We start from the raw sequence: 25208 nt of genomic DNA, 5'->3' as shown, positions 1-25208 counted from the left end.
TTTCTGTGGGGTAGTTAACTTATACTGGAATTATACAATGCGCCTTCCCAGTCGCCATACATGGGATTAGGCAATACGATATACCTGCTGCCGAAGTTGGGAGCGGCTTTCAGGGCGGCGGCATTTCTTTCCTCAAAAGGTTTTTTATCGAAAGTGGCGGCGAAGTCGCCCAGGTTATCCCCGAACAGCATCACTATTTCATAATCTTTCATTACCTGTTGTCTGCGTGGTTCTTTCCCGGAGGTAGTGGATTTCAGCAGGAGATGCTGATCGTCTGCATCGGGAAACTGGTATTGTTGCAGGTTTTTGAGGGTAGCGGCTCTTTCGCTTTCTGCGCGGTTAGTGATATAAAATACAGCGACACCTTTTGATGCGGCATATTTAAAAAAGGAAGGAGCGCCGGGAACGGTATCTGCGGCTGCTTTGGCGGTCCATTCCATCCAGCTTTTATCATCGTATGATTTGCCGGCGAGCGCCTGGTGAACGGAGTAGGGGCTGTTGTCCAGCACGGTTTCGTCGATATCCGTTACTACGGCCAGTGCTTTATTGCCTTTGGCGGCTACGTACTGATCGAGGCGGAGCGCTGCCAGTTGATATGCCTGGAGGCAGAGTGCTTTATATTCTCCGGATCGTTGCTGCCAGAGAGCTGCCCAGGCCGGACCACCCGGCAGTAACTGGGTATCGGCTGTTTTTTCCACTGCCGGACGCGTAGTTTTACAGGCAAATAATCCTGCTACCATTACACTTGTCAATATCCATTTCATCTTCATAAAAATATCCGTTGGTAAGTGCAAAAATAAATCTTGTGATGCACAAAAAGTGCCGCAGGAAAATTGTAAATTATGGTGAAATATTGTTTGTTATGTCCCAGGAGTTAATATATCAACTGGCGTTAACCCGTATTCCCCTGATTGGCGATGTGATTGTAAAAAAACTGCTGGAGCATTTCGGCAGTGCCGGTAATATTTTTCACGCGCGCAAGCACGAACTGGAGCGTATAGATACGGTGGGAAGTATCCGGGCGGCTGCGCTGCACAGTTTCCGCGATTTTGAGCAAATGGAGCAGGAGATCCGGTTCCTGGAGAAATACAGGATTCAGCCTTTGTTTTGTACCGATCCGGCCTACCCGCAGCGGCTGCTTCAATGTTATGATAGTCCTGCAATGCTGTATTACAAGGGTACGGCATCGCTGAATACGCCGAGGATGGTTAGCATTGTGGGTACACGGCACCCTACACCTTATGGGCGCGCAGTTTGCGAAACATTGGTACAGGAGCTCAGCGATGCCGGCATCACGGTGGTGAGCGGGCTGGCCTACGGCGTTGACATTATAGCGCACAAAACGGCTTTAAAAGCGGGTATACCAACCATTGGTGTACTGGCACATGGGCTGGACCGGATCTATCCGCCGGCGCATAAGCAAATTGCGGTGGAGATGCTGGAGCAGGGAGGTTTGCTGACTGATTTTCCGAGTGGCACGCAACCGGACCGGCAGAATTTCCCAAAGCGGAACCGGATTGTGGCAGGTATCTGCGATGCTACTATTGTGATAGAGAGCGGGTTACGCGGTGGTTCGCTGATCACGGCGGATCTGGCCAGCGGGTATCACCGGGATGTATTCTGTATTCCGGGCAGGCTCCATGATCCGCAATCTGCCGGCTGTAATTACCTGATCAAACAGAATAAAGCCGCGTTGCTGGCGGGAGCAGCCGACCTGCTGAATATGATGGGCTGGGACGAAAAGTCCGGTCTGGTAGCGCCTCCGGTAGTACAACCGGGCTTGTTTCCTGAACTGAGTGGAGATGAACAGTTGATTCTGTCGCTTTTCCGGGAAAAATCGCAGCGGCATCTGGAGGAGCTGTACCTGCAAACCCAGTTGACAGGCAGCCAGGTGGCTACGGCGGTATTCAACCTGGAAATGCAAAGTGTGCTCAGGAGCCTGCCGGGGCAGCTGTATGAGCTGGTATAGGCGGAGTAACCAGGGGCGATTGCCGAAGCGCTTTATCAACCGGGAGGTAAGGGGAAACGGGGATAGGTCCGGGCCTTCCAGTACTGCTATAGCTGTTATCTGCGCTCCCACCCTCCGGGCGGGCATTCCCTCCGGGGAGTTGTTAATGATTAATTAACAACCAAACCAGGGGGCCGGAGAGTGATTATTTTATTTATTGGGTAAATAGGTGTACATTTGCGTGCAATTATTTTTTAACTGATTAATAGTTGCATCATGCCTGCGGGAAAATCTAAACCCAAATTTGTAGCTGACGGACTTACATTTGATGATGTGCTCCTGGTACCGGCCTACTCTGAAGTTCTGCCTAAAGAAGTAAATCTCTCTACGCAATTAACAAAAAACATACGTCTGAATATACCAATGGTATCTGCAGCGATGGATACTGTTACAGAAGCTACGCTGGCTATTGCATTAGCGAGAGAAGGTGGAATTGGTATTCTCCACAAAAACATGAGCATCGAACGCCAGGCTGAAATGGTGAGACGCGTAAAACGCAGTGAAAGCGGAATGATCATAGATCCCGTTACACTGAAAGTAGACGCCACTATCGGTGAAGCATTGAGGCTGATGAAAGAAAACGGTATCGGTGGTATTCCTATTGTAGACGACAACAACAAGCTGGTAGGTATCCTGACCAACAGGGACTTACGCTTTGAAAAAAATAAAAAACGCCTTGTAAAAGAAGTGATGACCAGCGAAAACCTGATCACTGCTCCGGAAGGCACTGACCTGAAAAAGGCAGAAAAAATTCTCCAGCAATATAAGATTGAAAAATTACCGGTTGTTAACAAGCAGGGTAAACTGGCAGGACTGATCACTTACCGTGATATCCTGCAGCTGACCAGCTATCCTAACGCTGTAAAAGACGAATTTGGTCGTTTACTGGTAGGTGCAGCACTTGGTATTACGGCAGATCTGCTGGACCGCGCACAGGCACTGATCAATGTAGGTGTGGATGTGGTTTGCCTGGATAGTTCCCATGGTCATTCCATTGCGGTATTAAACAATCTGAAGAAATTAAAGAAAGCATTTCCTAAGCTGCAGGTGATTGCCGGTAACGTAGCTACCGCAGAAGGTGCACTGGCACTGGCACAGGCTGGAGCAGATGCGGTGAAAGTCGGTGTAGGACCTGGTTCTATCTGTACTACCCGTATCGTAACCGGTGCAGGTTTCCCACAACTCTCCGCAGTAATGGAAGCAGCAGACGCGTTAAAGAAACTGGGTATTCCGGTAATTGCAGATGGTGGTATCCGTTATACCGGCGATATGGTGAAAGCACTGGCAGCAGGCGCTTCTACCATCATGGCAGGATCTATCTTTGCAGGTGTGGAAGAAAGCCCCGGGGAAACTATCATCTACGAAGGACGTAAGTTCAAATCCTATCGTGGTATGGGTTCTATCGAAGCGATGCAGGAAGGCAGCAAAGACCGTTACTTCCAGGACGAAGACGATATCAAAAAACTGGTACCGGAAGGTATCGTAGGCCGTGTTCCTTACAAAGGCATGCTGTCTGAAATTGTACAGCAATTTGTTGGTGGACTTCGGGCAGGTATGGGGCTTACCGGTTCCAAAGATGTGAAAACCTTACAGGCAGCACAGTTTGTAAAAATCACCGCGGCTACCGTAAAAGAAAATCACCCGCATGATGTGGTGATCACCAAAGAGGCACCTAACTACAGCAGATAAGCAACACTTTAGATATAACGCCTGGCACGAAAGTGCCGGGCGTTTTTGTTTTCCGTTATTCCCCACTTATCTTCGTCCAGAATCGTCATTTGTAACTATTAGTGCTACATGAAAAAGCCTTACCTGTTATTGAGTATATTAAGTGGAGTGATCTGCTGGCTGGCGTGGCCCACCATGCCGCTTACCCCGCTTATTTTTATAGCGTTTACTCCTTTGCTGTATATCAGCGATAAAGTGCAGCACCGCTGGAAATATTTCGGATTGCTGTTCCTTTCTTTCCTGGTGTGGAATGTAGCCTCCACCTGGTGGGTGGGTAATACCACCCTTCCGCTGAGCGGTGTTTTTGCCAACTGTTTCAATGCATTGCTGATGAGTATCCCGTGGCTGGGGTTCAAAAACACGAAGCGAAAATTGCCGGAACGCGTAGCTTATCTCTCGCTGATCGTTTATTGGTTAACGTTTGAATACATACATCAGACCTGGGAGTTCAGCTGGCCCTGGCTGGTACTCGGGCATGCCTTTGCGTTAAGACCGGGATGGATACAGTGGTACGAATATACCGGCACAAGTGGAGGAACCTTATGGGTACTATTGGTGAACATTGTGATTTACAATGTATGGAAACGCGCGCGCCTATACGATTTTACCGCTAAGCAGATCCTGCTGGGAGAAAGCTGGAAACCATTGCTGGCTATTGGTATTCCGCTGGTAATTTCCTCCCTGATCTCCCCGCCCCCGGATGATCCTGCACGCAGCACCGAAGTGGTGATTGTGCAGCCGAATATAGATCCCTACGATGAGAAGTTCAGCGCAGGTGCGGCGATGGATCAACTCGCAAAGTTTTTACATCTCACGGAAGAAAAAACAGACAGCAATACCCGCTACATTATCTGGCCTGAAACTGCTTTATTCCCGCAGGGAGCCTGGGAGCATGAACTGAATTATCAGCCGGAGGTGATCGCCATCAGGGAAATGCTGCGCAAATATCCCAAAGCAAAACTGATCAGCGGCGCCGCTACCTTTAAGCGTTATACCGCTACAGAGGAAATACCGATGACCGCCCGCACCCTGAATGACGGCAGCCGCTGGGATGCGTATAACAGTGCTGTTCAGATAGATACGTCGAGAAATATCCAGATTTACCATAAATATGAACTGGTACCGGGTGCAGAACTGGTACCTTATGTAGGCTACTTATCATTTATGCAGAGTGTGGCGCTGGATTTTGGCGGCATCACCGGCAGTTATGGCAGGATGCCCGGTGTGGAAATGTTTACCAACCCGGCAGACAGCATCAATGTATTCCCGGTGATCTGTTATGAATCGGTATTCAGTAATTATATGGCTACCCATATTAAACCTGGTGCTAATTTATTAGTCATTATCACAAATGACGGATGGTGGGGAAATACAGAAGGACACCGGCAGCATCTGCAGTATGCCCGGATCCGTGCCATTGAAACGCGGAGATGGATCGCCCGTTGTGCCAATACGGGTATATCGGCAGTAATTGACCCCGCCGGAAACGTGCATGACCCGCAACCCTATTGGAAACAGGCTGTTTTAAAAACAACTGTAACACCGGAGGCAGGTATTACGTTCTATGTAAAAAATGGTGATCTCGTTTCGAAAGCAGCACTAATATTTTGTATCTTGTTGGTGGTACATGCTTTACTTTCACGATTTATTCCCGGCTTAAAACATGCGGAAATCAATCAATAACGGAAACATCACCTGGCTCGACGAAGGCAAAGGTGCAACGATAGTGCTCATACACGGTTTTTCAGAAAATGCCACCATCTGGGACAAACAGACTACCCTATTGAAGGAGCATTACCGTCTCATTGTTCCTGATTTACCGGGAACCGCATCATCGCCACTTCATACGCCGCTCACCATTGAATCCATGGCGGAGTACGTATATGCTATCCTGTTAGCAGAAAATATCAGCGAAGCAGTGGTTATCGGTCACTCTATGGGGGGTTATATAGCACTGGCGCTGGCGGAAAAATACCCGTCACTCATAAAAGGACTGGGCCTCTTTCATTCTACCGCGAAAGCTGACAGTGAAGAGAAAAAGGAAGGAAGACGCAAGTCCATCAAACTGATGGAACAATACGGGGCCGACACATTTTTACGGCAAACATTGCCGAATATGTTTAGTCCCGCTACAAAAGAAAACCGGAATGAACTCGTGGAAGCCTATGTAAAAATGGGCATAGAATGTCAGCTTCCTGCGCTGGTAGCGTATTATGAAGCAATGGCAGCAAGACCGGACCGGACCGCAGTACTAACCGCGTTAAAGGTGCCGGTATTATTTATGATCGGGAAAGATGACAATGCCGTGCCGCTTGAAAATGTGCTTCCTCAGATAACCTTACCCCGCATCAGCAGTATACATATTTTTGAAAACGTAGGCCATATGGGCATGTGGGAAATTCCCGCGAAAAGCAATGTGATATTGGAACAGTTTATAGCCTTTTGTCAACTATAATCTTTAAATACGCTTGTTGTGAAAAAATTTCTTGTCATCCTGCTATGCATGGTGTGTGCCCATATGGCGCAAGCCAGTCATATTATAGGTGGACAGGTATACTATAAATATCTTGGCACCAATGGAACCAATCTCAAGTATTCCATTACCCTGAAGTTATACCGTATCTGCGGCGATGGTGAGCGGATTGCCAAAATGCCTACCGCTGTTTACCTTTCTGCTTTTGATAAAAGTGATTACCGGCGAACAGGACAATATCTCATCACCCAGACCGCTTTTGAAGTAAAAGATCAGGCTAAGATAGATCCCTGTATTGTGAACCCACCGGTAATCTGCTACCAGATGGGTACCTATACGACTAACATTGAACTTCCGGCTAACGCTGAAGGGTATACGATTGCGTTTCAGAGCTGCTGCCGTGATCCCTATATGGAGAACATCATAGCGGAACCCATTCCAGGCGGCCGTCCCGGTGACCTGGGTACCGGCGCTACCTATTTTGCAGATATTCCCGGTAGTACAATCGGGTATCCCAATAACTCCAGCCCGGTATTTAATAAAGAAGAAGCCACACTCGTTTGCTCAGATAAAAAATTCACATACGATTTCTCCGCTACGGATCCGGATAACGATGAACTCACGTATGAATTTTGCGACGCTTATAAAGGCGGATTAACCAGTGACGGCCAGGTACCTCCTCCCGCCTTTGCCCCCCCCTATAATTATGTGCAGTATAAGTCGCCTTTCAGCGGCGGCAGCCCATTAGGACTCACCGTTACGATAGATCCAAAAACCGGTATCATTTCGGGTACGGCGCCGGCTGCCGGTAAGTACGTAGTAACAGTGTGCGTGCATGAATCCCGCAATGGTAAACGTATTGGTACGTTGCGGAAAGACTTCCATATCAACATCACTTCCTGTGTGAAACAGGTAACTGCCGCCATGCCGGAGAAATATGCGGATTGCTCCAGTTTAACCGTCACCTTCACTAATAACAGTACCCTCGGGAAGCCTTACTACTGGGACTTTGGCGATGGCAATATCAAAGAAACCACCAGCGCGGAACCTTTCCAGTATACTTATGCCAGGGAAGGCACTTACACCGTAAAGCTGTATGTAGATAAAACCAGTAATTGCGGTGATAGCGCTACGGCTATCGTATATGCGTACCCGGTATTCAAACCCGATTTTACCAGTGCAGGCGCGTGTATTAATAAAGAGACAAAATTCAATGCCATCACGCCGACCCGTTCTGATGCCGGCGCAGTTGTATATCATAAGTGGGAATTCGGGGATGGAGATACTTCCAATCTTGCCGGTAATCTTTCGCATACCTACACCACACCCGGAACTTACGACGTAAAACTGTATGCACGGAATGCTAAAGGCTGTGAACAAACAGTCACCCATCCGATTACTATTTACGCCAATCCACCTTTTACTGCTACCAATGATACGTTGCTCTGTGCGAAAGATAGTTTGCATATGCGGGCTGGCAGCACCTTAACCGGTACCTATGCCTGGACGCCGGCCAACTACTTTATCCTCAGACCCAATACACCTGATCCGATTGTGTTTCCGCCGAAATCTGCTACCTATAAAGTAGTGTTTACGGATTCCCAGGGCTGTACCAATTCAAAGGATATAAAGGTAGATGTAAGGGATACTATCCATGTGAGAACGATTGCCGACAGCACCGTGTGTACCAGTGACCAGGTACATTTGCCGTCGTATTCAGATGGCCTGTATGCCTATCGCTGGATAGAACTGAGTACGGGGCAGGTGGTATCGCAAACGCCGGATGCTTATGTTACACCGGCTCCGCCACGGCAAAGCTATGCCATAGAGGTATCCCTGGGAAAATGTCGTTCGGCCGATACCGTTAGTCTTAAGGTGGTAGATCCTCCTAAAGCTACCGCTGCACCGGATACCACACTTTGTTTTGGTGTACCTGTTACACTAAGAGCTACCGGCGGCGCCTATTACCGCTGGACGCCAGCCTATTATGTGGATAAGTCCAGCTCACCTGTTACCCTGGCTCACCCCGTGGATACCACTTTATTTACCGTAACCGTAACGGATACACTGGGATGCCCGAAACCGGTAACAGCTACTGCGTTGGTGAAAGTGGTGCCAAAGGTAAATGCCTTTGCAGGTAACGATACCATTATCATGCTGAACACACCATTTCAGATGAATGCTACCGGAGGGGTGCGTTACACCTGGTCGCCCCCGGACGGTTTGAACAGCCGCAACATTTACAATCCGGTTACTACGTATAACCATGATATCACATATACCGTTACCGCCTATACGCAGGAAGGATGTACCGGCACAGACGACATTTTTGTCCGCTTTATCAAAGGTCCGGACATTTATATACCTAACGCCTTCTCTCCCAACGGAGATGGCTTAAATGATGTTTTCCGTCCTTTGCCGGTGGGTATTGTGCAGATAGAATTCTTCCGGGTATTTGACCGTTGGGGCAAACTGATGTATTCTACCACTACTTATATGAAAGGATGGGATGGTACGGTTAACGGCAATATTGCCGCAGTAGGTACCTATGTTTGGGTAGTACAGGGAAAAGATATTAACAATGAAACGGTACAACGTAAGGGGACGGTCACACTTGTAAGATAAAGTTGGCCGGAATGAACCGTATCTGCTCTTTTTGTGTTAAATTCAGAGAGCAGTAATCCCCATCATGAAGAGCGCAGTTTTACTGGTATTGAGCTGCTGTTTGTTCCCTGTTTTTGCAGCTGGATACCATATCATTGGTGGCGAAATTTTTTATAAGACATTAGGAATGAATGGAGATAATACCCGCTACCGTTATCTCATCACTCTCAAGTTGTACCGCGACGCAGATTTTACCTGTGGCGACCGTCAAGGTTGTATCGATCGATTTGAGAACCCTGTTACCGCTAACGTATTTACTTCCAACGGTTCCCGTGTTTTATCTTCTGTATATCTCTACATTACGGCTACACGACCACTGATAGATACACTGAAAAATCCTTGCCTGGCGCCTCAGGCGCAACACCTGGAGGTGGCATTTTATACAGCTACTATCGAGTTACCACCTATTCCCGGTGGTTATTATGTGGCGTCGCAGCGCTGTTGCCGGGGAGAAAAACTCGCCAACATCCACGATTCCGAGCACGAAGGTTCCACTTATTATACTACTATTCCGGGCACGGAAAGCAGGCCCAATAACAACAGCGCTTATTTCGACAAGGATACGGCCATCATTATCTGCAACTCCATGCCCTTTACGCTGGACTATGCCGCTTATGATGAAGACGGCGACAGCCTGACCTATAATCTTTGTAATGCGTTGACAGATGGTTCCAGTGCCAACGAAAGTAATTCAACCACCCCACCACCTTATAATTCAATGGTCAGCTATATTGCTCCTTATTCGGGGAGCAACCCGATGGGAGGTAGCCCGGGGATTGCGATATCCGCCAAAGGATTGCTTACCTGCACGCCTAATCTACCGGGGAAATATGTGGTCACGGTATGTGTAAATGAATATGACCCGGTGACGAAGCAACTCCTGGGCACACATAGTAAAGATATCCTGCTGACTGTTTTCAATTGTCAGACAAAAATAACGGCCGGTTTTCCATCCGTGCTGAACAACTGTACAGAGGATGCTGCCTTACACGTTCCTATCACCAATTCCAGCGTTTCCGGATTTACATCTACCTATTACTGGAACTTCGGGGATGGTACCGATACACTTACCAATAGCAGAACCATGTTCTATCACCAATATCCGGATACGGGTGTATACAAGGTGAAGATGGTGGTAAACCCGGGACTGGCCTGTACTGATAGTACCGTGGGAGAAGTATTCAACTATCCGGGATTAAGGGCAGGCTTTACAACCAACGGTTTCTGTAAGGGCGATCCCATTACCTTTAATGATACCTCTTCCTACCAATATGGCAATATTACCAGTCATACCTGGGACATGGGCACGCTGGACAGTGTAATTACGCCGGGGCCGCAACGATCATTGCAGTATACCTTTCATAAAGGCGATGTATATACGGTATCACTTACTTTGCAAACGGATAAACACTGTGAGAAAACCGTCACTAAAAATCTCCGGGTATACGAAGTAAATCCCTATGCAGGTAATGATACTATCCTGGCAAAAGGACAGCAGATGGTCATGCAGGGCAGCGGGGGAGAATTTTACTCCTGGTCTCCAACGGATGGACTGAGTGATCCCAACATTGCCCAGCCTACCCTCAATTACAATAAGGATATCTCCTATTCACTGCGGGTATCCAATCAACAGGGATGTGTGGGATATGATTCTGTGCAGGTGAAATATTATACAGGTCCTGAAATATATGTGCCCAACGCATTTTCTCCTAACGGCGACGGGCTGAACGATTATTTCCGCTTTATCCCCGTGGGGATCGTTACCTATAAGTTCTTCCGGATCTTTAACCGCTGGGGAACAGAAATATATTCGTCTACCGACTTCCGGGGCGGATGGGATGGTACTTTCAAGGGCGCTCCCGCGCCGGTGGATACCTATATCTGGATCCTGGAAGGAACAGATCTGAATGGTAAAGACATCCTTAAAAGAGGAACGGTGACGTTGGTCCGCTGATCCTTTGTAAATTGCATAAAAAATAACGTCTCATGGGAATTGTTCTTATCACCGGTGCTACAGCCGGTTTTGGCGAGGCATGCGCGACTACCTATGCCGGCAAAGGATTCGATGTGATCATCACCGGACGCCGGAAAGAGAGACTGGATGCGCTGCAGACCCGCTTAACGCAGGAATTTGGCATTAATGTACTGGCACTGAATTTTGATGTAAGAAAAGAAGACGAAGTAAAAGCCGTTTTAGGCACTATTCCGGAAGAATGGCGGAAAATTGATGTGCTGGTGAACAATGCTGGTCTTGCCGCCGGTTTAAGCACTATAGACGAAGGAAATACGGACGACTGGGATGCCATGATAGACACCAATGTAAAAGGCTTACTGTATGTGTCCCGTACCGTTATACCCTGGATGCGTTCCCGGACGATGGGACATATCATCAATATCGGCTCCACGGCAGCCAAGCTGGTATATGCCAAAGGCAATGTATACTGTGCTACCAAAGCCGCAGTAGATGCCATTTCCCAGGGTATGCGGATCGACCTGCTGCCTTACCGGATCAAAGTAACGGCTATTCATCCGGGTGCGGCAGAAACAGAATTTTCGCTGGTGAGATTTAAAGGAGATGAAGATAAAGCGAAAGATGTGTACAAAGGATTTATTCCTTTAACAGCGCAGGATGTGGCAGACGTGGTATATTACTGCACATCGCTGCCGCCGCATGTTTGTATCAATGACCTGGTAATGACGCCATTGCAACAGGCCAATGCTTATTACATAGATAAAAAATAACACATAGATGTGATTTCATGGGAAGCCGATAGTCTTTATATTTGGAAACATTTATATATTTTTTGTGCCTATACTGTCAGCCGCAAAAAATTATGCCCGAGCGAACAGACTAAGACTAAACAGACTAGACTAAGAAGACTATCCTAATCATGAAACCATATCCCTATGCTTACATTTATCACTATGTATTTGCTGCGTCTGTACTATCCCAAGTGGAAAGAAGGATGGCGCTTCTATTTCGGTAACTCCCGGAAAGGTAATTATGGCCGTTGGGCAACAGGAAAAGATTGGGCCGGACAAAAAGGCTTCTCTCTGGGTTACAGCTGAAACAAGTTATTATTGGGATGTAGTTCTCTGATTCCATTATTGCTTCCGGAACAGATAGCTACATCCCAATTTTTTTATGGCAGTTGTAATGCGTTTACCACTATTTCACTCTGATTACCCGTTCTTCTCTTATAAGCAATCAATGCTTTATTCTCCTTTAACGCGCTGATTACCGGAAAATTAGCGTAGGTGCTGTCGGACGTCAGGAGGCCTGCCTGAATTGTTTTTCCATCAGCCGCTTTATATTGAAAACCAATCCTGCTGTTAAAATCATCTTTCCACTTTACCGGCTCATCCCACAACACCAAAATATGATCATTGATGGTACTCATCTGCGGATGCTTGGCCATGGGCGACTTACTCAATGATTCCTTCTGCGTATAGGTGTTCCCGTTATCTACAGATCGGCAGTAAAAAGCGCCTTGTCCGCCACCCATCGTAAACCAGGCGAAATGCAGACCAGTACTGTTGGCCGTAAGAGTAGGGCCTGTATGCGGGCAGCCTCTTACCACCCAGTTATCGGCGCTGATGCGTACCGGTTTAGAAAAGGTATGGCCTCCATCCACAGATACCTGGTGTACCATATCACGGATGGAATCATTGATTATGTCGCGGTAAGCGAGATGAATATCTCCATTATCCGCTATGTACATTTTAGTGCGACAACACTGGCAGATGGTAGATGCCACAGGCGTAGCAGCCTGAAAACCTTGACGCCCCGATGTTACAGCAAAGTAAAGCGTAGAACCTTCCGCATCGGTATCCTTGCGATTGTCCAGCCAGATGGCCGCTGCTTCTCCACCCGGCAGCAACGACATATCAAAATAACGCTGGTCGTAGCCGGCCGTATCTGTTACCAGCGGTACCGCGTTCTGCCAGGTTTTACCGCCATCGAAAGATTGGGTATACAGTACTTTACCGGCATATTTATTCCGGGCGTCATTGGCCTCTACTCCGAAAAGCGCTATCACAGAGCCATCTGGTTTAAACAGTAACTTTGGCAAATTCTCATCATGCGGATATACACCGCTGGAAGCAGGTATAGCAACAGGTTCGGAAAACGTATGCCCGTTATCGTTAGATACCGCATAGTACATCAACCCGGTATCCGCGCTGCTATCTTTTTCCACCCAGCTGATAACAGGGCGGCCACTCGCATCTTTGGTGAGAAACGGACAAGAAGCATCTTTACCTATATGCGATACCACCAACGGCTTATCCGGTGACACCATACCCGGGCGACAGGCACTCATCCATAGCAACATCGCGATCCATACAACTGCTTGTTTCATCTTTTTATTTTTTTCCGGTAAATGTATACGCCACGCCTACGTTAAATGTCTGACGCGGGCCCACCCTGTATGTTTTGCCATAGGCAGATTTCTCCGCAGTGGTTGCATACAATTTATCTCCTATATTCATACAGTTCAACCAGCATTCAAATCCTTTAAAGGCATATCCTGCCCTTGCATTAAACAGATCATAACCATTGTACAGCGAGGTATTGGCGGGATCCATGTAGTACTTACTGATATGCTGCCACTCCGCTCCTATCCTGAAACCATTCAGCAGCAAAGGTTTCCAGGTGATCTCTGTATTGGTGATCCACTTGGGTGCACCACTCATCTGGTTGTTGTTATATACTTTGCTGCCATCGGAATAAGCTTTGAAAATATGCGATGCATAAGTACCACTGGTGCGGATAAACACGCTCTTCAACGGGGTGTATTTTATATTCCATTCTACCCCACTGTGTGTAGTGGCACCCGTATTGCGGTTTTCATAGATACCGTCTGCATTACGGACGCTGATAATTTCGTTACTGCCATTCATGCGGTAGATACTCAGATCCGCGTATCCTTTTTCATGCGCAAATGCAAACCAGCCGCCGGCCTCGTAATTCTGATAGGTGGCAGATTTCAGCACAGGTACTTTTACACCGGTATATAATTCTGAAATATTAGGCGGTGCAAAACCTACGCTGTAGTTCGCATACAATCCACGGTTGCGGGCCAGGTTGTAAGTCAGTCCCAGCTTTGGCGTGAGCGCATTGAAATTATTCCGTTCGCTGGGTGCGCCGGTATAAGCAGAAGGCGTAAGGTGATTTTCAAAATTATAGTCCATGCGGTCGTAGCGCAAAGCAGCTACTACCCTCATTTCCGGCAAAGGAGAAAATTCAAACTGCGTATACAGGGCGCTGTTCAGCAAACCTACGCGATAATCTGTAAGCAGGGAATCTGTATTCCTGTAACTGGCATAATATCCACCTGCATCTTTCGTAATATCAATGTAGTTGGCCACATAGGTAGCAGGGCTGTAATCCGCGCTGACACCAGCTATTAAGGCTGCCTGTTTCCAGTTGAACTGTTTCTTATGCTGTGCAATGATGCCATAGCTGTTAAAGCCATCACTGTTAATCTGCCCATTTGCTTTTGATATACCCCTGATATCCTGGATCGCATAAAAAGGATTCTGCCCGATAGTATTATTACGGAAGAAGGCGGTAAAAGTGGTGTGGTTACTGTTATCCCACTCGTGTTCCAGGGTACTTCTTACCCGCAGCGCTTTTACTTCGCGATAAGTAAACGTCTGAAAATTGCGGTAATCTTTTGCAAAGAAATGTGTGCTATCGAGGCCGCCGGTTTGATCTGTTTTATAATTGATCAGGGTAGCTGCATTGGTCCATTTATTTTTTTCATTGATCTGGTAATCTACTTTTGCTGTGAGTGCCAGTTTATGAAAATCGCTGTGATCCATGTAACCGTTGGTTTGGTTAGCATAGTAGCCGCTAACGGCGAAACCCACTTTCTTCACGGTATTGGATATACTGAAATCGGTTCTTTTATAGCCCCAGTTACTGGCTTCCAGTTGTACTTTGGCGGTAGGGACTAAAGTGGGGGAAGCCGTAATAAAGTTCACCGCACCGCCTACCGCTTCGCTGCCATATAAGGAAGAAGCCGGGCCACGGATCACTTCCACTGATTTCAGCGCAGCCATATTTATTTCGATCAATGCATTGTGGTTAAAGTCGCCGATGGTTCTGATCGGAATACCATCTTCCAGGTACAGGAACAGGCTTTTATAACCAATCGGCTGGCGGATAGCCATGGTGTGCTGTTCATTGCCCAGGTCTACCATGTATACACCGCTCACTTTATTCAGCACTTTATCGAGCGTAGTCGCTTTGGTTTCATTCAGCGTTTGCGCAGAAATGGTGCTGATGGCGATGGGCGCTTCTGAGCGCTGCTGTTTATCGCGGGAAGAAGATACGATGATCTCATTCAGGCTGGTAGTACTTTGCTGCAGGTAAATCACCGGCATCTTTTCTACAGCATTTGCCGGTAGTTGTTTTGATACGTATCCAATGTAGGATACTTCTATCGAGTCTGCCGTGGTAGCGGCTATTTCATATTTCCCCTGTGCGTTGGTATTGCATCCGGTGGCAGCATGAAGCAGCCTTATATTAACACCCGGCAATGCTTCTTTCGTTTGTGCATCTGCCACACGCCCACGTATCTGCTGTGCATAACTGTTGGCAACAGCCATGCAGGCAATGAGGAGTAAACAACATTGTTTCATGTATGTACATCATTGACTGTCCGCCATTGGCGAACAGGGTTAGTCAGGTAGTATAAGTAATCACATTAAGCTACTGACCACTGCGGCGGATGGAAGATGGATGGGATAAGGGTATCCAGGCTGGGCGCCTTATAATAAGAAATGAAAATCAGTTGATCAGCTGGTGGAGCAGTTTGAAAAGATTGTAAGGCATCGATGAACATCACTTCATATTTATCCTTTCCGCTGCTGGTATTTTTATCCTGTTGTGCGTCGCGGTCGAGTTCTTTTTTAAGATGGCAACGACCATTACAATGCATTTCGGGCTTGTTCTTATTTTCACACAATACACTGGCGATATAAGACTGGTTGGCCTTAAACTGCATAACGATTACGCTTCTGCTGAAATTTTGTAACAGCAAACCGAGAAAGATGCATATGACCCCGAACAGTTTCACGCCGCAAACCTAGCAAATAATTACGAATCCCGGGTTAAGAAAAACGGATTTGTAATTAGATAAACGTGACACTTAGTGGCGTTTTCCATCTAACTACAAATCCGTTATATATATTTATTCCTTACTGCGACAATACAAACCGGAAGGTAATACCACCGCTGGTACTGGTAATCGGGTAAGCGGTAGAGATCACTGGTATGGTTTGTCTTCTGTCGTAGAAGAAACGTAAGTTCAGCCTGTTATTGACCACATAGTCAATGGAAGGGGAAATGCCTATTACCTTCTGCCCGCTGGTTGGGATAGACAGGTCGGCATCTAAACGGTTATTGGCTGTTTTATCGTCCCGGAAGCTCAGGTCCAGCCTGAAGTTCATATCGTTCTGGAGTTTCTTGCCACCATTTTTGTTCAGTGAGAACGGCATCTGTACGCCTCTTACGCGGTAACCGGCACCGATGATAATCTCGCTGGAACGCACTTCGGTGAGCTGATAATCGATCAGACTCAAACTGAGGGAGCGGCTCTTTCTGAATTCCACCCTGGCGTTAAGGCTGTTCACGAAGGTCATGTCTACTCCGAGTAATGGAGAGAATGATTCTGTCAGCGTGAGGTTCGGTACCAGGAAATAAGGATAATAATTTCCGGATACAGTATCTCTGAACGCCGGGAAGCCGGTGAGGCGCGGATCTTCGAAATACATGGAAGTATTATAGGAGTTCATGCTCAGCGTTCCGGTGTAAGCGTGCCTGATGGTGAAATTGGTCAGGAACGAACGGAATGGCTCCAGCTTGGTAAGGCCGTTGTAAGTCAGGCTCCAGTTCGGTTTCGGAATATAGTTACTGAAAGGGTTGCTCTTCACATTATCATTTCCCTGTTTCAGCAGCGACACCTTATCCGGGCTGGTACCGGTGTATGCCGCCAGGAAGGCTGGTATCAGCACATCCTGTGCATAACGGGTATAGCCGTACGCATATGTAGGATCTTTGGGATCTGTGGATGGGATGCCCGCGTCTTTATTGTAAGGGTTGACCGCGCCCAGTCGTTTCGAGATAGTATTCCGGTAAGATTCAAAATTGCGGAAGGTCTGTGAAACACCATCTGACGTATTGATCTTTCCGAACATGGTTTTGATAGCGATATAGGTAATCTCAAAACCACCGGCATCGTATGGGCTCAGGTGCTGGAAGTTGGAAGGATCCGTCAGGTTTTTGAACAATTCCGTATGCGTTTTGGTAAACGACTTGGTCATGGTCAGATCGATACGCAGATCGTTCACGGGTTCCAGCTGGGCCTGTAAATCCCATCTTTGTGTAAACTGTTGTTGTGCCTGGATATTGAACAGGGTATCCGGTGTGATCAATCCTTTCTGTGCAAAGCGGTCGAGCCATTTTCTGTCTGGCTGATAACCGAATACGAAGTTCAGTCCCGGCGCCATGGTGGCCCAGTTCATCCCAATAATCTTGGTACTGTCGATGTAACCCGGCAAACGGGTACCCGCGTTTTCGTTGTAGTTGAACCCTATCCGTTTCAGCATCATCAGTGGTTTCAGCAAGCCTTTGACCCATGGCGATATTTCGCTGTTGGAAGCTGTCTGGTTCTGATTCGGCTGCTGGCTGCCGTTGGCGTTTTTATTATTACTATTCTGATTGTTATTGCTTTGCGGTTTTCGGGCATTGATCTCTCGCAGGAACTTCGATTTATTATAGAGTTCCACGAATTTGAATTCCGCTGTCAGCGTTTTCTGCTGGGAGTTTTCGATCGCGTTTCCGAGGTATAATGCTAGCTGTGAAGCGCCGGTCCAGCGGTATTCCGTGCTGTACCCGAAGGCGATATTCGTCCAGCTGAGCGCCGGGAACTTCGACGTAGGCAAAGTATACGTGAAGTTGGCGTTGTGCATGTAGTTGGTATTACGGCCACCTTTAAAGAAGTTCTTCCTTACAGTATCTTTTTTGGCGCCGTTATCGATACGTCCGTTGGGTTCATCGATGCGGGCGTTGTTCACCGCATTGAACTCAAAGTTGATACTACGGGAAAGATCCCACTTCACCGTATAATAACGATCAAACGTAAAGTACTTGTTATAGGTTTCCGGGAGTTGGTATTTCACGTCACCGCCTACGTTGCGCACGCGGGTGGCCCCAAACTGCCTGGAGATATCTGCCCTGAAACTCAGGATAGACGGTACATAGTTGATATTGAAATCGCGGATCAGGTCGAGCCAGTGCGTTTTACTTTTGATCAGTTTTTTGAATGGCTCAAGGTAATGTGGCTGACCGGCATAATTGTATCCCAGGCCTCCACGGTGTTTGGTGAGGAGGTCACTTTCAATCAGCGGGTTATGCCGCGTGATCTGGGAGAAGGAATAGCTGAGATCAAAGTTTTCTATATCCCAAAGGTGTCGTTTACCACCGGCGCCCAGGTTCAGTTTCCGGACGTTGGTAAAATTCAGGCTCTTGATAGAGGTGAAGTCCTGCGCATCCCGCCGGATAGAATCTTTCTCCCGCCGGTTTCGGGCGAGGGCTATTTTATCTTTCAGTTTTATATCCAGGTCATAAGGATCATATTCGGGGTTGCTGGCAGACTGTGAGTAGCCGGCGTATACAGGAATAGAGATACCGGCTTTTTTCGGCAATAATTTACCGAGGTCGAGATTAGCCGCAGCATCATATTGCAGGAAGTTATCCCTGAAACGTTCATTTACACGCTGGTCGATGTTACCGAAGCCGGCGGTGTGCATGTTACCCGAAACCGAGATCGATCCCAGATCTGAGAGTTGTACATCTACACGGGCCAATGCGGCATATCCTCCTTTCTCATCAAAATCAGAGAGGCGGAGTTCATCTAGCCATACTTCAGCACAGCGGGGCTGTCCGTCGTCTTTAGGATTCAGGATACCGATCATCATGGTACGCGCATCACCCAGGCTCGGGTTACCGATGACCGTCATAAAGTTTCCATACTGATCGGCAACCGGATTAGCCGGGTAAGGCAGCAGCGGGGAACAGGAATCGCACATATTACGTTTCTGTTTCAGGGAGCTGAGTTGCGCCATCATCAGGTCGAGATTATTACGTTCCGGCCAGATGTCGAGTGCTGTTTTAGGTCCGTTCCAATCCGTTACTTTCAGTGGAATACGGTATTCGTAATAGTTGCTCACGAAATCGCTACCAATACGGATCACTGCCTGTACCTGTCCATCTTTCAGGGCAGTGGCTGCGCCTACTGCTTCTGCGTGGATATACATCTGCATTCTCTTGTACTGACGCAGATCCATGTTCAGGGTTTTATACAGGGCGCGTATTTCACCATCTTTCAGGTTACACAGCTGCACGGAAAGTGATTGTTCATTCAGCTGCAGGGTGGTATTATTGGTGCTGATGGTATTTTGTCTTACTACTCCCGGAGGCAGCACATATGGAATAGGTGTGCGGGAAGAGTTTTCTTCAATATTTACAGCAGAAGAATTGAACGTAGTGGAGTTATCCAAAGGAATCGGATCTCCGGGACGCAGTTCATACATGTAACGGCGCCATTGGTTACGTACCAGTTCCAGTTTGGCGAAACGTACTACAATGGAGTCATTGAAGTTGGTGAGGAACATACGCATGAAGCGGATGGATTTGAAATCCGGGATGTTACCCACTTTTGCGTTGAACTGGTTCAAAGGCACTTTAAACTGATACCAGGTTTCTGTCGTTTTCTGGTTGTTTGGTAAAGTAACATCTGCCTCAATTTTATCCACAATGAAGTTGGAGCCTACTGCCATATTGGGTTTCAGATCAACCCGGTACTGGAAGTATTCTTCTGTTTCATTCATGGTATTATCCCGGTTCAGGTCTTCTGATTCGGGAATATTGGTGGCAGCGGAAGAAAACTGCGATTTCGGATCAGACACCGGGGAGTTACCTTCGGGGTTGCTGATGTTTTTATAGCGTTGCAGAATGGTAAGTCCGTTATATACCGGATCGCGATAATGCTTATAATCATCATTTGCCGGATCCTGTACTGCACGGTTGTATACGGGACTACCACCAAAATTCTGGCGCAATGTATCCATGTATCCTTTATAGAAGGCAGCTTCATCCTGAGATCTTAAACCGTCGTAACCCACATCCTGGTAAGCCCGGATATTGGGGTCATTATCGAAGGCCTGGGTGATCTGTTGCTGGAATTTAGGAACACGGCCCCATTTGGAAGAGTCGATTTTATTCGGGTCCTGGGTGGGATTCGGCATTCCATTCTCAAAGAATTTCTTGGAATCCTTGAGGATATCTTCCGAAACGTTACCAAGGTTGAAATACAGGGAACCGCCTGTGCTGTTAGGCTGTTTGATAAACGGATCCTGGATCCAGAATTCGATGTATTCTATGTTAGCAGTTTCGAAGTCACTGTTATCGATCGCTCTCATGATGCCCCCCCATTTGGCCTGGGGCCTTGCCAGGTGACCATCACGATCCATGGCGCCGAGCGTGTTGGTAAAGTTGTATGGCCCTTTTTCGGTTGGGTAGTAAGCCAGATCGAGGGTACTTAACTGGCTCTGACCGAAGTCGGTAGATCTGTTTTTAAATACTTCTTTCTGATACACCAGCCTTACACGGGGATCTGACTGATCATCCACAGAAATACCGGCTGGCAGATTTGGTGATTTAGGCAATTGCAGGGTAGGCTCGATAATGTACCAGGCCAGTTTTGCCCTGTTTTTTCCGTAATCCAGTATATTATTAAGATCTGCTTCCGGGAACATCACCCTTCCGCTGGCATCGGTGGCGCCTTTCGGCGTAGAGGCCAGGGCCCAGCTGGTGGCCGGGAATTTCAGGTCGTATCCACTTTTCACTCCTTCAAAGTCATCTATATAAGCTGTACCGCTTTTGCTGCCTGGCTCATTCACCAGTTTACTGTGCCCCGGGAATAAGCGGGCTACCTCACCGGTGAAGAGGATATTGGAAGGAGTAGTACTGTTATAGTTGGGCAATTTATCCAGGAAGCGGTTCAGTCCTTTCCATTCAGAGGCATAGTTCGCATCGAAACCTACCATGGTATTTTTGATAGGATCTTCCCCATAGTTTACTTTCTGGTAGTAAGGTCTTTCGCTCATGCGGACTACCGTACCACCGAGACTTAACTTATCATTGACCAGGTAATCCAGGCGGGTACCAAAATAGTTACGGACCTGTTGCCCGAACAGGGAGTTATTTTCAAACTGCACATTGATAGGTACACCGGAGTTGAGTACGCCACCATTGATAATTTTCAACCGGCCGAGGTTATAGTCGATGATATAATCCACATTTTCCCGGAGTTGCTGACCGCCGGCTGTTACCACAACGGATCCTGGCGGGATGGTGGTACCGGAGCCGAGATTAATTTCCGAGGTGCTGGCAGATTTATAGGATCCCCGGATCACATAGCGGTTCAGTTGCGGGAACTGCTGGGCCACTACTTTAATGGAATCGTATAATACGTTGTAGAGGTATTGTTTTTCGAGTGCGGCATCCCCATTAAAAGCTTTCTTCAAGCCATCGGCAAAAGGTTCCAGCACGGGAAACATGATTTTACCGTTCAGGGAATTGATGGTATATCCTTCCACATAATCGAACACGCCATCCGGTTGCGGATCCAGCTGGTTGTTAAGCCGGTCGAGATTCAGGATGGTAATAATCGGAGCACCTGCGTAGTCACCTTTTGCATCGGGGATATATCTTTTGTCACTGGGTGGTCTTCCTTCAGCGCCGGGATCTTTATAGTAAACATCCATGCGGAAATCTTCCTTATTTACCTGGAAGGCGCCGGTGGCGTATATATTTTTCATCATCAGGTCCCATACCGGGAGGGTAGGACGGGCAGATGTGGCTTTCAGTAATTTCAGGAACAATACAGGCTGATTGGCGCTGTTATTCTGATCCGGGGGAACATCCTGGGAAAATTCACCCACCTGGTATACCCTTCCGTTGTAGGTATACTGATAGGCAACGGCCAGTACTTCATCCGGTTGCAGTTGCTGGTTCAGGGAGATGAAGCCCAGCTGTTTGTTATAGATATACTCGGTGGAATCGAGCTTACGGGCAAATGTTTTTTCAAACTCTGACACCGGCTGCAGGCCCAGGTTCAGTAAGCGGCTTACCACAGTTCCGGTGTTCCGGCTGGCAGGATCGCTGATCAGGTTTGTATAGAGATCGTTCGTTGCTCTGTCCGGTAGTTTGGAGCTGGTGAGCGGTTTTACGTGTGCCGTATTGTAGGGTTCCTGTTCGGCCAGATCCATTAACCCCACGATGTCGCGGGTTTGCGTGGTGGCGCCGGTTTTATTGGTGACCCACACTTCCAGCCGGGTGATATTTACCAGCGACTTGATCACCGGCAGGTTCGACATGGCGGTGTTGAAGTTATTACGGAAGTATTGCGCCAGCAGGAAGTGGCGGTTATCTTCATATTCATCGGCTCTCAGGTTGTAATCCTGTACCTGGGTACCGCCTTTGAGCATGAGGTTCTGCTTCTGTGACTTCTGGTTAGAGAGAACGCTGGTAACGGTTAAGCGTCCGAACTGCAACTGTGTTTTCACCCCGAAGAGCGACTGGATCCCGGAGATGAGGGAGCTACGCAGGGGGAAGCTTACGTTACCGGCTTCTATTTTCTTGATAATTTCATCGCTGTAGCCGGTATATTCCAGTTTCACCTGGTTCTCAAAGTCGAACTGTGACTGGGTATTATAGTTGGTAATCAGTTTCAGTTTATCTCCGATCTTCCCTACCACGTTCATGTTAATACCCATATCAAAGTTGAAGCCGCCGTTTTTCCTGGCTTGTTCTACCAGAACGGGGTTTTTGATATTTTGTCCCTGGTAGCCGAAAGTGAGGTCCAGGCTACCTTGTGGGCGGATATCTACCTTACTGCCACCGAAGATGCGATCGAAGAGGTTATTGCCATTGTACAGGGTAGGTCCGTTGGCGCGCTGGTTGAGGTTACCGAGTGCGCTGGCCCTTTTCTGCCAGTAGTCTTGTTCGCTTTGTTTGGATTGTAATTTATAGAACTCGTCGAAGTTCATATAAGTAGGGTTACGATAATACTGGTTACCGATTTTTTCGGTAACGGTGTATTGTTTGGTAACCGGATCGTACTCTACTGATTTGTTGATATTTGAAGGATCTTTCAGGTCAATAGCATTCCCTGACCCCTGATCCGTTATTTTGGGGCCGCGTCTGTCCTGAAGGGGGTATTTCAAGGTATCTTTTTTCCCGGTAGTATCGATTTTGGTTTGACCTGTAATGGTGGTATCCGGCATCCATCTCCTTCTCGATAATTTCAGATTCCCAGAACGATCCCTAGCGGCAGTATCAACAATGATAAAGGATACAATTGCTATGACTGCAAATGCACCATAGTATGTCTTTCTTGCCAAGAAAAATAGGTTTTATAGAGGATTTTATTATTTATTATAAACTTTTCAGGGCCTTCTTTATGAGCTCTTCCAAGTTTTGCAATAGTGGCTCACTTTTCATAACCTTTTGTATCGCCGAATCTGCCATGTTCCGGGCTATACCCAGAGTTATCAGAGCATTTAACGCATCTTCATGAATTGTATTGTTTACCGCTGAAGATAAATGTAGACCGGTATCTTTGTGCTTGATCATTTTGTCCTTGAGCTCCAGTATAATTCTTTTGGCTGTTTTCGCACCTATTCCCTTTACACTTTCCAGCATTTTCTCATTTTCCATCATAATGGCACGTTGTACATCTTCTGGTTGTAAAGAAGACAACATCATGCGCGCGGTGCTGGCACCGACCCCTGAAACGCTGATCAACAGGAGAAAAAGGCTTCTTTCTGCCTCTTCAAAAAAACCATATAAGGTATGTGCATCTTCTTTAATCTGGAGGAAGGTTAACAGTTTACAGCTTTCCATATTCTGTATCCGGGAATATGTGTTGAGGCTAATCTGTACTTCATAACCGATTCCATTCACATCCATATGAACAAGAGCAGGGGACTTATATGCTAATTTTCCATTCAGATAAGCAATCATACAAGGTAAAGGTTCAGTAATTTAATTAAACTTTTGGAAATTGATTAATAATGTATTCGGGAAAACCGGGGCAAAGATGCTAACTTTTAACCGATTGTCAACCCTTAATATTTGTCATATTCGACTTTTTTAGGAAATATACGTTTATATCGTATTTTTACGCCTCGTTTTAAACACATATTTAGTTTATATGAATAAAATAACGGCCGCTATTACAGCGGTGGGTGGGTATGTTCCGGATTACGTGCTAACCAACCAGGAATTAGAAAAATTAGTAGATACAACGAACGACTGGATATTAACCCGGACGGGCATTTCAGAGAGAAGGATTTTGAAGGGAGAAGGGAAAGGAACCTCTGATCTGTGTGTACCGGTTGCCCTGGAAATCTGCAAAAAAAGAGGGATTTCTCCGGAAGAAATTGATCTGTTAATTGTGGCCACTGTAACCCCGGACATGACTTTCCCGGCTACTGCCAATGTGGTAACCGACAAAATCGGCGCTAAAAATGCCTTTGGCTTTGATATCAGTGCCGCCTGCTCCGGCTTTTTATACGCACTGGATACAGGCGCCCGGTTCATCGAAAGTGGCCGTTATCAGAAAGTAATGATCATCGGAGCGGATAAAATGAGCTCTATCATTGACTATACCGACAGAACTACCTGTATCATCTTTGGTGATGGCGCTGGTGGCGTACTGCTCGAACCTAATACCGAAGGATACGGCATCATCGACAGCATCCTGAAAAGCGACGGTCATGGCCGCGAATACCTGCATATGAAAGCAGGTGGTTCCGTAAAACCAGCTACCCTCGAAACAGTAAATGCCCGCGAACATTATGTATACCAGGAAGGAAAGATGGTATTTAAATATGCCGTTTCCAACATGGCAGAAGCAGCCAGGGACGTAATGCAACGTAATAAACTCACTGCCGACGATATTGCATGGCTGGTACCTCACCAGGCCAACAAACGTATCATCGCCTCTACCTCCCAGTATATCGAAGTACCGGAAGAAAAAGTGATGATGAATATTCACCGCTATGGTAATACCACTGCCGGTACTATTCCTTTGTGCCTGTGGGATTACGAGAAAAAACTGAAAAAAGGCGACAACATCATGATGGCAGCCTTTGGCGGCGGATTCACCTGGGGTGCTAACTACATCCGTTGGGCATACGACGGCGACCAATACGGTAAATAAAAATATCTTTATCTCAAGGGATAACAGCTGCGCAGTA

General features: G+C 47.2%; 15 protein-coding genes. 9 read left to right on the top strand and 6 right to left on the bottom strand.

Annotated elements, in window-relative coordinates; all coding sequences use genetic code 11:
* Positions 1–14: 14 nt before the first annotated feature.
* The gene (locus BMW79_RS08340; RefSeq protein ID WP_218150292.1) at positions 15–764 is read right to left on the bottom strand and encodes a 5'-nucleotidase, lipoprotein e(P4) family; all 750 of its coding nucleotides are present in this window, start codon (positions 762–764) and stop codon (positions 15–17) included.
* A gap of 98 nt (positions 765–862) precedes the next feature.
* Here BMW79_RS08340 and dprA point away from each other — a divergent pair, with 98 nt between their 5' ends.
* The 8 genes from dprA (at position 863) to BMW79_RS33855 (ending at position 11942) form a co-directional block, all read left to right on the top strand.
* Entirely contained in the window at positions 863–1969 is a 1107-nt protein-coding gene (gene dprA, locus BMW79_RS08335) for a DNA-processing protein DprA (RefSeq protein ID WP_089896829.1), read from the top strand.
* 255 nt (positions 1970–2224) lie between these two features.
* Entirely contained in the window at positions 2225–3697 is a 1473-nt protein-coding gene (guaB, locus tag BMW79_RS08330) for an IMP dehydrogenase (RefSeq protein WP_089893063.1), read from the top strand.
* Between the two features lie 108 nt (positions 3698–3805).
* A complete protein-coding gene (lnt, locus tag BMW79_RS08325) occupies positions 3806–5419 on the top strand; it encodes an apolipoprotein N-acyltransferase (protein WP_089893060.1) in 1614 nt (537 codons plus the stop codon).
* Positions 5400–6191 carry an alpha/beta fold hydrolase gene (locus BMW79_RS08320; protein ID WP_089893057.1) on the top strand — a complete coding sequence of 264 codons (792 nt, stop codon included), beginning with the start codon at positions 5400–5402 and terminating at the stop codon, positions 6189–6191. The genes lnt and BMW79_RS08320 overlap by 20 nt, the downstream gene beginning before the upstream one ends.
* 18 nt (positions 6192–6209) lie before the next feature.
* A complete protein-coding gene (locus tag BMW79_RS08315; RefSeq protein WP_143059112.1) occupies positions 6210–8834 on the top strand; it encodes a PKD domain-containing protein in 2625 nt (874 codons plus the stop codon).
* A 64-nt stretch (positions 8835–8898) separates the two neighbouring features.
* Positions 8899–10827 (top strand): gliding motility-associated C-terminal domain-containing protein, encoded by a 1929-nt coding sequence (locus BMW79_RS08310; protein ID WP_089893051.1) that lies wholly within the window; start codon positions 8899–8901, stop codon positions 10825–10827.
* A 32-nt stretch (positions 10828–10859) separates the two neighbouring features.
* Entirely contained in the window at positions 10860–11615 is a 756-nt protein-coding gene (locus BMW79_RS08305) for an SDR family NAD(P)-dependent oxidoreductase (protein ID WP_089893049.1), read from the top strand.
* 165 nt (positions 11616–11780) lie between these two features.
* The gene (locus BMW79_RS33855) at positions 11781–11942 is read left to right on the top strand and encodes a hypothetical protein (protein ID WP_177192080.1); all 162 of its coding nucleotides are present in this window, start codon (positions 11781–11783) and stop codon (positions 11940–11942) included.
* Between the two features lie 74 nt (positions 11943–12016).
* Here BMW79_RS33855 and BMW79_RS08300 read toward each other — a convergent pair whose 3' ends face one another.
* The 5 genes from BMW79_RS08300 to ruvA form a co-directional block, all read right to left on the bottom strand.
* On the bottom strand, positions 12017–13234 hold the full coding sequence (locus BMW79_RS08300) for a sialidase family protein (RefSeq protein ID WP_089893046.1): 1218 nt from the start codon (positions 13232–13234) through the stop codon (positions 12017–12019).
* 4 nt (positions 13235–13238) lie between these two features.
* Complete coding sequence (locus BMW79_RS08295; RefSeq protein WP_089893043.1) at positions 13239–15521, bottom strand: TonB-dependent receptor; 2283 nt, start codon at positions 15519–15521, stop codon at positions 13239–13241.
* A 65-nt stretch (positions 15522–15586) separates the two neighbouring features.
* The gene (locus tag BMW79_RS33715; RefSeq protein ID WP_143059111.1) at positions 15587–15886 is read right to left on the bottom strand and encodes a hypothetical protein; all 300 of its coding nucleotides are present in this window, start codon (positions 15884–15886) and stop codon (positions 15587–15589) included.
* A gap of 193 nt (positions 15887–16079) precedes the next feature.
* Complete coding sequence (gene sov / locus BMW79_RS08285; protein ID WP_089893040.1) at positions 16080–23348, bottom strand: T9SS outer membrane translocon Sov/SprA; 7269 nt, start codon at positions 23346–23348, stop codon at positions 16080–16082.
* Positions 23349–23382: 34 nt separating this feature from the next.
* Complete coding sequence (gene ruvA / locus BMW79_RS08280) at positions 23383–23970, bottom strand: Holliday junction branch migration protein RuvA (protein ID WP_089893037.1); 588 nt, start codon at positions 23968–23970, stop codon at positions 23383–23385.
* 190 nt (positions 23971–24160) lie between these two features.
* On the opposite strand from ruvA, the gene BMW79_RS08275 reads away from it, so the two are divergent.
* On the top strand, positions 24161–25171 hold the full coding sequence (locus BMW79_RS08275; protein ID WP_089893033.1) for a beta-ketoacyl-ACP synthase III: 1011 nt from the start codon (positions 24161–24163) through the stop codon (positions 25169–25171).
* Positions 25172–25208 lie beyond the last annotated feature (37 nt).

This window comes from Chitinophaga arvensicola (assembly GCF_900110835.1).
Classification (GTDB): Bacteria; Bacteroidota; Bacteroidia; order Chitinophagales; family Chitinophagaceae; genus Chitinophaga; species Chitinophaga arvensicola.
This window is presented reverse-complemented; position numbering and strand designations above follow the sequence as displayed.